Annotated in this window: 8 protein-coding genes and 1 pseudogene; 8 read left to right on the forward strand and 1 reads right to left on the reverse strand. The window is 60.5% G+C overall.

Annotation, left to right across the window (positions count from 1 at the left end; all coding sequences use genetic code 11):
* Positions 1-23 precede the first annotated feature (23 nt).
* The 3 genes from NLM33_RS40270 (at position 24) to NLM33_RS49950 (ending at position 2,784) form a co-directional block, all read left to right on the forward strand.
* Positions 24-2,006: a conjugal transfer protein TraG gene (locus tag NLM33_RS40270; protein ID WP_254103971.1), complete on the forward strand. Its 1,983-nt coding sequence runs from the start codon at positions 24-26 to the stop codon at positions 2,004-2,006.
* A 6-nt stretch (positions 2,007-2,012) separates the two neighbouring features.
* Complete coding sequence (locus tag NLM33_RS40275; protein WP_254103972.1) at positions 2,013-2,450, forward strand: CopG family transcriptional regulator; 438 nt, start codon at positions 2,013-2,015, stop codon at positions 2,448-2,450.
* A 130-nt stretch (positions 2,451-2,580) separates the two neighbouring features.
* Complete coding sequence (locus NLM33_RS49950) at positions 2,581-2,784, forward strand: DUF2274 domain-containing protein (RefSeq protein ID WP_371930167.1); 204 nt, start codon at positions 2,581-2,583, stop codon at positions 2,782-2,784.
* Here NLM33_RS49950 and NLM33_RS40285 read toward each other — a convergent pair.
* Entirely contained in the window at positions 2,748-3,665 is a 918-nt protein-coding gene (locus NLM33_RS40285) for a LysR family transcriptional regulator (RefSeq protein WP_254103973.1), read from the reverse strand. The two genes, NLM33_RS49950 and NLM33_RS40285, sit on opposite strands and share 37 nt — an antisense overlap.
* A gap of 420 nt (positions 3,666-4,085) precedes the next feature.
* Here NLM33_RS40285 and NLM33_RS40290 point away from each other — a divergent pair, with 420 nt between their 5' ends.
* The 5 genes and pseudogenes from NLM33_RS40290 (at position 4,086) to putA (ending at position 12,673) form a co-directional block, all read left to right on the forward strand.
* Complete coding sequence (locus NLM33_RS40290) at positions 4,086-4,856, forward strand: enoyl-CoA hydratase/isomerase family protein (protein ID WP_254103974.1); 771 nt, start codon at positions 4,086-4,088, stop codon at positions 4,854-4,856.
* A gap of 6 nt (positions 4,857-4,862) precedes the next feature.
* On the forward strand, positions 4,863-6,404 hold the full coding sequence (locus NLM33_RS40295) for an AMP-binding protein (protein WP_254103975.1): 1,542 nt from the start codon (positions 4,863-4,865) through the stop codon (positions 6,402-6,404).
* Between the two features lie 105 nt (positions 6,405-6,509).
* Positions 6,510-7,343, forward strand: coding sequence for a pyrroline-5-carboxylate reductase (gene proC, locus NLM33_RS40300; protein WP_254103976.1), 834 nt, complete (start codon positions 6,510-6,512; stop codon positions 7,341-7,343).
* A gap of 178 nt (positions 7,344-7,521) precedes the next feature.
* A complete protein-coding gene (locus NLM33_RS40305) occupies positions 7,522-8,961 on the forward strand; it encodes a Glu/Leu/Phe/Val dehydrogenase (protein WP_254103977.1) in 1,440 nt (479 codons plus the stop codon).
* Positions 8,962-8,981: 20 nt separating this feature from the next.
* Positions 8,982-12,673, forward strand: a pseudogene (gene putA, locus NLM33_RS40310) (trifunctional transcriptional regulator/proline dehydrogenase/L-glutamate gamma-semialdehyde dehydrogenase).
* The last annotated feature ends 33 nt before the right edge of the window (positions 12,674-12,706 follow it).

Here is a 12,706-nt window from a genome sequence, read left to right on the forward strand (position 1 = left end):
GACTTCAAGAAAGGGCGGCTGCGATGTCCGCGACTAAGATTCTCTGGGGACAAGTCATCACTGTGTTGGCGATCGTCCTGCTGACGTTCTGGACTGCGACGGAATGGACGGCCTGGCGGCTCGGCTTCCAGCCTCAACTCGGGCAACCGTGGTTCGAGTTGTTCCATTTTCCGTTCTACCTTCCGCCCGCCTTCTTATGGTGGTGGTATGCGTACGATGCCTATGCGCCGGACGTCTTCATCGAGGGCGCCTATATCGCGGCATCCGGCGGAATCATCGCGGCGACTGTTGCGATCGGTATGTCGGTCTGGCGCGCCCGTGAAGCAAAGAATGCCGAGACCTATGGCTCAGCGCGGTGGGCAGAGGCAAAGGAGATCGCACAGGCCGGCCTGCTCGGGCCCGACGGCGTGGTTCTCGGCCGGTTCGAGCGCGGCTATCTCCGCCATGATGGACCGGAGCATGTCCTGTGCTTCGCTCCGACCCGGAGCGGCAAGGGCGTCGGGCTCGTCATTCCGTCGCTGCTGACCTGGCCGGGATCTGTGATCGTCCATGACATCAAGGGCGAGAACTGGCAGCTGACGGCCGGGTTCCGGGCCCAGCATGGCCGCGTCCTTCTGTTCGATCCGACCAACGCGAGGTCGTCAGCCTATAACCCGTTGCTGGAAGTCCGGCACGGCGAGTGGGAGGTGCGCGACGTCCAGAACATCGCCGACATCCTGGTCGATCCCGAGGGCAGCCTCGAGAAGCGGAACCATTGGGAGAAGACCAGCCACGCACTTCTGGTCGGCGCGATCCTCCACGTCCTTTACGCTGAGGAGGACAAGACGCTCGCCGGCGTCGCGGCCTTCCTGTCCGATCCCAAGCGGCCGATCGAATCGACGCTCGCCGCGATGATGCGGACGGCGCATCTGGGCGAAGCCGGAGTCCATCCCGTCGTCGCCTCCGCCGCACGCGAACTACTGAATAAGTCCGGCAACGAACGCTCCGGTGTCCTCAGCACCGCCATGTCGTTCCTGGGCCTGTACCGAGATCCCGTTGTCGCGGAGGTGACGCGGCGCTGTGACTGGCGGATCACCGATATCGTCGGCGCAGACCGCGCGACCACCCTTTACCTCGTGGTGCCGCCATCGGACATCAACCGCACCAAGCCGCTGATCCGGCTGATCCTCAACCAGATCGGCCGCCGCTTGACCGAAGATCTTCATGCCAAGGCTGGGCGGCGCCGGCTCCTCCTGATGCTCGACGAATTCCCGGCGCTCGGCCGGCTCGACTTCTTTGAGTCCGCGCTCGCCTTCATGGCCGGCTACGCCATCAAGAGCTTCCTGATCGCCCAGTCGCTGAACCAGATCGAGAAGGCCTACGGGCCAAACAACTCGATCCTCGACAACTGTCACGTCCGGGTCAGCTTCGCGACCAATGACGAACGGACGGCGAAGCGGGTGTCTGATGCGTTGGGGATGGCAACTGAGATGAAGGCGATGAAGAACTATGCCGGCAGCCGGCTGGCACCTTGGCTCGGACATCTCATGGTATCACGGTCGGAGACCGCCCGGCCGCTGTTGACGCCTGGCGAGATGATGCAGCTTCCGCCCTCGGACGAGATCGTCATGATGTCCGGCCTGCATCCGATCCGCGCGAGGAAGGCGCGCTATTACGAGGACACTCGTTTCCAGGAGCGCATCCTGGCACCGCCGGCGCTGACCAAGCCCAACGACACACGGCCGGACGATTGGAGCTTACGGCCACTCCCGCCGCGCCCAGCGGCTCCGCCGGCCTCGGCCGACGACCAGACCGACGTGGAGGATCCGAAGACCGCCGACCGTCGGCGGCACCCGGAACTGGGGCGTGACGCCGTAGAGAAGAAGGAACCGCTCGACAACGAGTTCGCGTCTGACCTTGCCGACGAGTTCGACGAAGATGCCCCGCGGATCAGGCGCATGACCGACATGATGCAGGGTGTCGCGCGCCAGGCATCACTCGATCCCGGCGACGATCTCGGATTGTGAGGCTGCATGACCGCACCGAAGAAGAAAGCCCAGATGTCGGTCTACCTCGATCAGGAGGTCATGAAGACGCTCTCGGCCTATGCCGCCCGGCGCGAGCAGCCGATGTCGCTCATCGCCGAAGCCGCGATCGCGTCCTTCCTGTCGCCGGACGCCGATGAGCGGCGGGAGGCCGCTATCATCAAGCGGCTCGATCAAGTCGATCGTCGCATCGCACGGCTCGAGCGTGACATGGGAATCTCCGTCGAGACATTGGCGTTGTTCGTCCGGTTCTGGCTCACGACGACACCGCCGCTGCCTGAACCCGCTGCAAAGGCGGCGCGGGCGCAGGCAGGAGTTCGCTACGACAACTTCGTCGCGGCACTTGGGCGACGGCTGAATCAAGGGCCGAAGCTGCGGCAGGAGATCCCGGAGGATATTCAGGAGAGCGAGCCGACGCGAGGGTAGCCGCTTGATAGTCCGATGATCGCCTACCCGCGTGGACGAATATCCCGCCGCGGTGGTGGTTCAAGATCGTGCATCGCGATGCAATTCCTGTACGAGCACGCAATCAATGTCCCCAACGCACACGGTCACGATGTTAGTTGGCGAGAATGCGAGGACGGGGACGCCGGAGACGGTTGTCCGGGCTCGAGGACGACAAGGTCGACAACCATTGGGCGCGTCTGCGAAACTGATCGCGCCGATGATCGAGCGCTTCATGGCAACCGACCGCGCCTTTGCGAAGGCCTGGCGAAATGCTGCTCAGTGCGTACCTGGCGCAGCCGAAAGGTCCGGATAACGCTCGCGAAGCAGGTCGAGAAACGGACGCAGCGATGGATTGCCGTTGGCCTGCCGCCAGTAAGCGCGAAAGCTCAGTCGCGTCGGCCCCTCGGCATTATGCACCTCGCGGAAGGTGACACCCGGATAAGTCGCGCCGGTCGCACCTTCCAAGGCCAGCAGGATGCCCCAGCCGGCGCCGACCAGGGTGAGAAGCCGGTCGAGCGCTACGTCATGGCGGAGCACCGGACAAGGATCCGAAGCTCCCATTTTGCTGACGAGCAGCTTGTGAAATTCCGGTCCCGGGCCGTGTTGTGACAACAATAGCGTTTCCTGCCGCAGTTCGCCCCAATGAACCACGTTGCGGGCTGTCAGCGGATGGTGTTCGGGAAGGGCGACGACGACGCGTTCGTTCCAGACCAACAATGTCTTGTCGGTCCACCTCGGGTTGGGCTCGGCCACGAAGGCGATATCAATGGCGGAATTGACGAGATCGGAAATCAGTTGGTCTCTCGTTCCGTCGACCAGATGTGGATCGACATCTGGGAAGCGGTGCCGGTGGTCGAGCAGGGTGGCTCGGAGATTGCCGGCCGAAAGAGAAGCATGGATGCCGATGATCAATCGGCCGCTCTCGCCACGCGAGTGGGTCTTGAGGCGCGCCGTTATGGCTTCCGTTTCACCCACGATGCGCCGGGCGGCATCGAGGAATTCCAGACCTTGGATGGTTGGTCGCGTGCCGCCGTTGGTGCGCTCGAAGAGCGTGCTGCCGACCTTGTATTCGAGATTGCGCAGGCAGCGACTAAGAGTCGACTGCTTGACCCTGAGCGTCTCTGCCGCTTGGCGGAGGCTTCGGTGCTGGGACGCGGCGATTGCCCAGCGTAAATCTCGAAATTCCACAGGCACGATTGAAACTCTACAGCGAATTACAACGACAGGATCATCGCTACATTCAGAGGTACCCGCCGCCTGCGCGCTCGCACTGACGGACTACGATGACAGCTCGTCTCAAATGCTTTCGTAGTCCGCGTGGCGGCACGGATGGCTGCGTTTAGCTTCGAAAATAGTTGTCTCCTCTTCGACAGATCAGTTCGGCTGTTCGTGCATTGAATTCGGAGGCTGTGAAGCGCCCGCTGCCAGTCGAAATGACCGGCGACCACTCCGTGGCTAGTCGATCACGTGTGACATCGAAAGATCAATATACGATATTGATATATAATACGAAAGCAGAATGGCAAACCGCGGAAAAGAATTGGTTGACTTGATTGCAACCTTGCGTCACAATATCCGATATTGTATATTGCATTCCAATACGGAGGCGGAGCCGTGGATCGCTACATTCTCGTCGACAGACAAGATGAGGTTGGTGTCATCACCCTGAACCGACCGGAAATCCTCAATGCCTGGCACGCTCCAATGCGCAGCCAACTCGTTGATGCCTTGCTGGAGTTCGAGAGCGACAAGGCAATTGGCGCGATTGTTCTGACTGGAGCGGGTGACCGAGCATTCTGCGCCGGGCAGGATTTCAACGAAGCGAAGACGTTCGACGGCGACAGCGGATCCAAGTGGATTGAGGAGTGGGACCGCCTGTACGGTGTTATTCGCTCGCTTCCCAAGCCGCTCATCGCTGCCTTGAACGGTGTTGCCGCCGGCTCCGCATTTCAAGTTGCGCTCCTCTGCGACTTCCGGATTGGCCACGCGGGTGTCCGGATGGGGCAGCCCGAGATCAATTCTGGGATCGCGAGCGTCACGGGACCTTGGATTATGCGGGAAATCTTGGGGGTGGCTCGCACCACAGATCTGACGCTGACCGGCCGAATGATGGATGCGGCGGAGTGTCACTCGATCGGAATCATCAACAAGATCGTTCCAGCGGAGACTGTGCTTGAAGCTTCTCTCTCCCTTGCGCGCGAGCTCGCAGCAAAGCCGCGTCTCGCGATGCGCTTGGACAAGCAGTGGCTTAGTGAGATGACCGAAGTCAGGTTTCGCGAGTGCATCGACGCCGCGGTGAGGATTCATCGAGAGGCTTACGCGTCGGGCGAAACATCTCGAATGATGGAGAGCTTCCTGGCCGAACGCGCAGCCAGGAAGGCGTGACATTCCATGGTCGACTCCCTCAAAGGCTTTGTTGCAGACTTCGTCAAAAAAGCTGACCAGAAACCGGACCGAATCTTTGCTCAGTTTAACGGCGAGGCGATCACTTTCGGCACGTTGAAGAAGCAGTCAGCGACATTTGCAGCCGAGCTACGTCTCAGGGGTCTGCAGCCCGGTGATCGTGTCGCGGTGATGATGCGGAATTCGCACCTATCCCTCGCTGTGCTTTTCGGGATCGCCCGCGCAGGCGCCGTCTGGGTTCCGGTTAATGCTCAGCAGAAAGGCGAGGGGCTCCGCTACATCCTCGACCACAGCAAGCCGAGACTGGTCGTCTGCGATCGGGAGTTTCTTCCGACCATTGTAGATTGCCGCGCCGGGATTCCATCTAATGCGGTGATCACGATTGGCGAGCCGCGTGATGAATGTTCACTCGAGACCCTTCTGCGGAAGGAGTTAGATTTCGCTGACGCTCGGATCGAGGCCGATGATCTATTCGCAATCATGTATACGTCCGGCACCACCGGACGACCGAAGGGCGTTCTCGTCACGCATGGTATGTTGCGGCTTGCCGGGGAGGCCGCTCGCATCCTGACCGCGATGAAGCCAGGAGATGTATTTTTCGTCTGGGAGCCGTTCTTCCACATCGGTGGAGCTCAATTGATCACTTTGCCGATCATTGAAGATGTCACATTGGCGATGGTCGATCGCTTCAGCGCGAGCACGTTCTGGAGTCAGGTGCGAAGCGCTTGCGCGACGCACATTCACTATCTGGGCGGCATTTTGCAAATTCTGCTCAAGCAGCCGGAAAACGATCTCGACCGTCAACATTCCGTCCGTATCGCTTGGGGCGGCGGCTGCCCCAAAGATGTTTGGCCGAAATTCAGGGACCGCTTCGGCGTGGAAATCCGAGAATGCTACGGCATGACCGAAGCCTCGAGCATTACCACCTGCAATACCGAAGGCGTCATCGGTTCAGTTGGAAAGCCGATGCCCTGGTACACGGTCGATATCGTAGACGAAAGCGGCATTCCCGTTAGCCGTGGCAGCAGGGGTGAGATTGTTGTTCGCTCCTCATTGGAAGGGGCTCTTTTCAAAGGGTATCTGGACAATCAAGAAGCAACCGACAAGGCTCTTGTGAACGGTGCCCTGCACACCGGCGATTCCGGCATTCTAGATGCTGAAGGAAATCTCTGGTTCCATGGACGCATGACCGACAGCGTCCGGTGCAAGGGCGAGAACGTGTCAGCTTGGGAGGTTGAGCACGTCGCGGCCGCTTATCCAGCCGTGGAGGATTGCGCCATCATTGGCGTTGCCGCGGACGTCGGCGAACAGGATATCAAGCTCTTTGTGAAGGCCAAGAAAGGAAAGTCGATCGACCCGGAGCAACTATCTCGCTGGCTCTCCGAACGTCTCGCATCCTATCAGAACCCTCGCTACATCCAGGTCGTCGACGAATTCGAGCGTACGCCAAGTCAAAGAATCATGAAGCATGTGCTTCCGAGGGGTTTGGAGGCTTGCTGGGATCGGCTGGCTGCACGACAGCCAGCTTGAACATGAACGCGGCGAGCTCCACGCGGCAGTTCGCGGAATGAGCTGAAAAGGAACTCCTGCGACGCTGGGGTTTAAAATGAGGGCGACTGTGAAGGGAAAAGCCGTATGGCTGGCCTCGCATCATCGACAATAGCCGATCGTTTGATACTGGTCGGTTGCGGTAATATGGGTTACGCCCTGCTAAGGAGTTGGTTAGCGTCAAAATCCGTTGATCCGAAGCATGTACATGTGGTTGAGCCGATTGCCGGACTTCGCGAGCGGGCGGCGCAATTGGGGATCACGGTGCATGAGGGGCCGGAGACCCTGCCGGACCGGGCCGATCTCGTCGTCCTCGCGCTAAAGCCGCAGGTCTTGGCTACAGAGAGTCCAGTCTATCGTCGTTTCTCCGAACAGGCTGTTTTTGTCAGCATTGCTGCGGGGGTAACCATTGCCAAACTGGTTGCCATGCTGGGAGGGGCTCGCGTGATCCGAGCCCTCCCTAACACGCCCACCGCAATCGGCAAGGGGTCGACCGTTATCTTTTCCGGCGACCATGTTCCGAGACCAAAGCTAGACGAGGTGATCTCGTTGTTTGCCGCTGGCGGTTCGGTACACCAAGTGGACAATGAGCTTTTTCTGGACGCTGCAACCGCCATCAGCGGTTCCGGACCAGCCTATATTTTCTATCTTATGGAGTGCCTTAGCACTGCTGCTCACGAACTGGGACTCCCGCAAGACCTCGCCAGAAAGCTCGCTAAGGAGACGGTTTACGGCGCGGGCGCCCTGGCGATGCAAACCGAAGACGACCCAGCCGAACTCCGCCGACAGGTGACAAGCGCCAAGGGCACGACAGAAGCGGGACTCTCGCTCCTGACGGCCGAGGACGAGCTCATGTCCCTTATCCGGCGCACAACGAAAGCAGCCTTCGATAGATCAAAAGCGCTTTCCGCGAGTGCGTGACCAGAGAGTGACGATTGATAGGCGAGGCAAGCCAACGCGAGCACCGCACGATCAGCCTCCCCGGCAACTTGGCTGTCGTCGGAATACTCCGACGACAGCCGCTTTCTTTCCGAGCAGCAGGTGTTCGGTTCGAAATCTGCCAGAGGCTACGAGAGAGCGCCGGCAAGGGAGACGAGCAATGAATACCGCGGTACGAGTTCAATCGCCGATAACAGGCGATGCTTCCTTCTTGGATAGTGTCGAAGCATACATGGATCGAGCGCTTGCTCAACTTTCGCTGCCCGAAGGGCTGGCCGAGCGCATTAGGGCCTGTAACTCCACCTACACCGTGAGATTTGGCGTCAGACTACGGGGCAGAATGTACAGCTTTACGGGGTGGCGCTCCGTTCACAGTGAGCATGTCGAACCCGCGAAGGGCGGTATTCGCTACGACATTAACTCCAACGAACAGGAGGTCGAAGCACTGGCTGCTCTCATGAGCCTGAAATGTGGGCTCGTCGACATTCCGTTCGGTGGGTCAAAGGGTGCTCTCAAGATCAACCCGAAAGAGTGGGAGATCCACGAGCTTGAACGGATCACCCGCAGGTTCACACAGGAGTTGGCAAAGCGCGATCTCATTTCGCCCGGACGCAATGTTCCCGCTCTGGACATGGGCACGGGCGAGCGAGAGATGGCGTGGATGGCTGACGAATACAAGCGCACCGGCCCATCCGACATCGTCAATGCAAACGCTTGCGTCACAGGCAAGCCTTTGTCTCGTGGTGGGATTGAAGGCCGGACTGAAGCCACGGGACGCGGCGTTCAGGATGCCATCCACTGTTTCCTGCGCGATCTCCATCAGAATGGGATCGAAGGCCGCCGTGATCTGCCGAAGATGACTGTCGCGGTCCAGGGCTTTGGGAACGTGGGCTACCACGCGGCCAAGTTCCTCAGCGAAGAAGATGGAGCCAAGGTCGTCTGTATTACCGAGCACCACGGCTACCTATGGAATGACAATGGTCTGGACGTTGCGGCGGTAAAGCGTCATCAGCTCGCGACCGGCACCATTCTGGGGTTCGAAGGCGCAGAGAGCCATCTCCAGAGCGCGCAGGGTCTGGAAGTGGAGTGCGATATCTTGATCCCGGCGGCGATGGAGAACGCTATCACGCCCGAGAATGCCAGCCGGATTCGCGCCAAGTTGATCGCCGAGGGAGCCAACGGACCGATTGCGTTTGCGGCGGAGGAGATCCTTCTCGCCAAGGGGATCACCATCCTTCCCGATCTCTTCGTGAACGCCGGAGGCGTCATCGTCTCGTACTTCGAATGGGTGAAGAACCTGACACACATCCCGTTCGGACTGATGGAGCGCCGCCGCCGTGAACGGAGAAATCTCCACATCACCCAAGCGCTTGAAACGATGACGGGCCAAGGCTTCCCCGAGCATCTTCGAGACGAGTTTTTGGAAGGCGGTAGCGAGATCGATCTGGTTCGTTCAGGTCTCGATGATGTTATGCGCAGCGCTTACGAGAACATGTCTCGCACGCTGAGGTCCCATCCCGAGATCAAAGATCTGCGCACTGCGGCTTACCATATTGCACTGGGCCGCATTGCCGAAGCCTACAAGGCGATCGGCATTTGACATATTCAAGGGATCGATTCGTGCAGACCTCAAGGCAGAAAAACAGCGACGCAGAACCAGGGCAAGTATTCGCCGAGTGCGCTCCACCTGTCCGTCCTCAGTCGCCCCTCCGCAAAGCGATAACCGCGGCCTACCGCCGGCCTGAACCGGAGTGTCTGCCACCGCTGGTGGAATCTGCCAGGCTGACTCCGAACCTAAAGGCCGCGGTGGAAAAAGTAGCGCGCCGGCTGATCGACGCGCTCCGCGCCAAGCACAAGGGCAGCGGCGTTGAAGGTCTGGTGCACGAATACTCGCTCTCCAGCCAGGAAGGCGTGGCGCTGATGTGCCTTGCTGAGGCGCTGCTGCGCATTCCTGACGTCGAGACTCGGGATGCGCTGATCCGCGACAAGATTGCCGAAGGCGACTGGCGCTCGCACCTGGGCGGAAGCAAGTCCCTCTTCGTCAATGCGGCGACCTGGGGCCTCGTCGTGACCGGCAAGCTCACCTCTACGGTCAACGACCGTAACCTGGCGGCTGCACTGACGCGCCTGATCGCACGCGCCGGTGAACCCGTGATCCGTCGCGGCGTCGACATGGCAATGCGCATGATGGGCGAGCAGTTCGTCACTGGCGAGACGATCGAGGAAGCCTTGAGGCGGTCTCGTCCGCTTGAAGATCGCGATATTCCTATGACATGCTCGGCGAGGCAGCAACGACTGCGGCCGACGCAGAGCGGTACTACCGCGACTACGAAGCGGCGATCCATGCCATTGGCAGAGCATAGGCCGGCAGGGGCATCTACGAAGGTCCTGGCATCTCCATCAAGCTATCGGCGCTGCACCCGCGCTATTCTCGCGCCCAGTCCCGCCGCGTTATGAATGAACTGCTGCCGCGCGTAAAGCAGTTGGCGCTCCTGGCGAAGCGATACGATATCGGGCTCAACATCGATGCGGAGGAAGCGGATCGTCTCGAACTGTCGCTCGATCTGCTGGAGGACCTGTGTCTCGACAAGGACCTCAGCGGTTGGAATGGCCTTGGCTTCGTGGTCCAGGCCTATGGCAAGCGCTGTCCCTTCGTACTCGACTACGTCATCGACCTCGCTCGCCGAGCCGGCCGCCGCATAATGGTGCGGCTGGTGAAAGGCGCGTACTGGGATGCCGAGATCAAGCGCGCCCAGCTCGACGGTCTGGAGGGCTTTCCAGTCTATACCCGCAAAGTGCATACCGACGTGGCCTACATCGCCTGCGCACGGACGCTGCTCGAGGCTGAGGATGCCGTCTTCCCTCAGTTCGCGACCCATAACGCTCAATCGTTGGCGACCATCTATCAACTGGCCGGCCCGGATTTCCAGGTCGGAAGGTACGAGTTCCAGTGCCTGCATGGCATGGGAGAGCCGCTGTATGAGGAGGTGGTCGGTAAGGGTAACCTCGATCGACCCTGCCGGATCTACGCTCCGGTCGGCACGCATGAAACACTGCTCGCTTATCTTGTGCGCCGCCTGCTTGAGAACGGAGCCAATTCGTCGTTTGTGAATCGCATCTCCGATCCTGTCGTTTCGGTGGACGACCTCGTGGCCGATCCGGTTGATATCGTGGAAGCGATGCCGGTCATGGGCATGCCGCATGACCAGATTTCCTTGCCCCTCGCGCTCTACGGCAAGGATCGCACAAATTCGGACGGCATTGATCTGTCCAACGAAGCCACGCTTGCGGATCTGTCTGGGAAGCTCGTGAACACCGTTGCGATGCGATGGCATGCCGTGCCCGAGCTGGTCGACGGATCGGCCGCTGGCGCGACGCGACCGGTCACCAACCCGGCGGATCAAACCGACATTGTCGGTTCCGTGACTGAGCTCGATGCGAGCGACGCATCTCGCGTCGTCGACATGGCTGCCAAGGCCGCGACGGCATGGGCGGCGGTGCCGCCGACGCAGCGCGCCGCTTGCCTCGAACGGGCTGCGGATCTGATGCAAGGTCGCATTGAAACCCTCATGGCCATCGTCATGCGCGAGGCCGGCAAGTCCGCCGCGAACGCCGTCGGCGAAGTCCGTGAAGCGATTGATTTTCTGCGCTACTACGCCGCTCAGGCGCGGCGGACGCTTGGCCCGTCGCATGTTCCGCTCGGCACCATCGTCTGTATCAGCCCGTGGAATTTCCCGCTGGCGATCTTTATCGGCCAGGTGGCGGCAGCGCTGGTCGCGGGCAACGCGGTCGTTGCCAAGCCTGCGGAAGAGACCCCGGTCATTGCTCATGAAGGCGTGAAGATCCTTTACGAGGCCGGCATTCCGCGTGGTGCACTCCAATATACCCCTGGCGGTGGGGACCTTGGTGCTGCGCTGGTTGCGGCCCCCGACACAGCAGGCGTGATGTTCACTGGGTCCACTGAAGTGGCGCGGCTGATCCAGGCCCGGCTAAGCGAGGGACTTTCGGCGGCTGGCAAGCCAATCCCGCTGATCGCCGAGACAGGCGGGCAGAACGCGATGATTGTCGATTCCTCCGCTCTTGCGGAGCAGGTCGTGAGCGACGTCATCGCCTCGGCCTTCGACAGCGCCGGCCAACGCTGTTCGGCCCTGCGCGTGCTTTGTCTCCAAGATGGCATAGCCGACCGCACGCTCACCATGCTCAAAGGCGCGCTCCAGGAACTCTCGATCGGCCGTACCGATCAACTCAACGTCGATATCGGGCCGGTGATCACGGCTGAAGCCAAGGAGACAATCGAGAATCATATTGAGCGCATGCGCCTACTCGGATGCAAGGTCGAGCAGTTGAAGCTGCCGCAAGCGACCGCGCGCGGCACCTTCGTTCCCCCGACAATCGTTGAGCTGAAGCAGCTGTCGGACCTGCAACGTGAAGTCTTCGGTCCCGTGCTGCATGTCATCCGCTACCAACGCGAGGATCTCGATCGCCTGATCGATGACATAAACGATTCGGGCTATGGCTTGACGTTCGGACTGCATACGCGCCTCGACGAAACGATCGCGCATGTGACAAGCCGCATCAGGGCCGGCAATCTCTACATTAACCGCAACATCATCGGTGCCGTCGTTGGCGTGCAGCCCTTCGGTGGCCGCGGCCTTTCGGGTACAGGTCCGAAGGCGGGCGGGCCCCTCTATATCGGCCGGTTGGTGCAGCGTGCGCCCGTGCCGCCGCAGCACAGCTCGATTCATACCGATCCTGCGTTGCGAGACTTCGCTGGCTGGCTTGGAAGAAAGGGCCACAATGACGAGGCCGGAGCTGCACGCGAATTCGCCGTCACGTCTGCTTTGGGTCTCGAGAAGGATCTCGCTGGACCGGTCGGCGAGCGAAATCTTTACGCGCTCCATCCACGCGGCCGTATTCTGCTTGTGCCGAAGACCGCCAAGGGGCTTTTCCGACAGCTGTCCGCCGCACTTGCGACCGGGAATGAAGTCGTGATCGACCGGGCATCGGAGCTCGGGGACGCACTTGCCTCGTTGCCTGCATCGGTCGCCGCGCGAATGTCCTGGAGTTCCGATTGGAACGCCGATGGTCCTTTCGCAGGAGCGCTGATCGAGGGCGATATGGAGACTGTGCGCGAGACCAACAAGAAGGTCGCCTGCCTTAAGGGGCCGCTTGTCCTGGTGCAGTCGGCAACTACTGACGAGTTGGCCAACGAGCGTGACGCCTATTGCCTGAACTGGCTTCTGGAAGAAGTCTCGACGTCGACCAACACGGCCGCGGCGGGCGGCAACGCTAGTCTGATGACGATTGGGTAAGCGAGGCTGACCGCCGCATTCGATGGGCGTGGA

Source organism: Bradyrhizobium sp. CCGUVB1N3 (assembly GCF_024199925.1).
GTDB lineage: Bacteria > Pseudomonadota > Alphaproteobacteria > Rhizobiales > Xanthobacteraceae > Bradyrhizobium.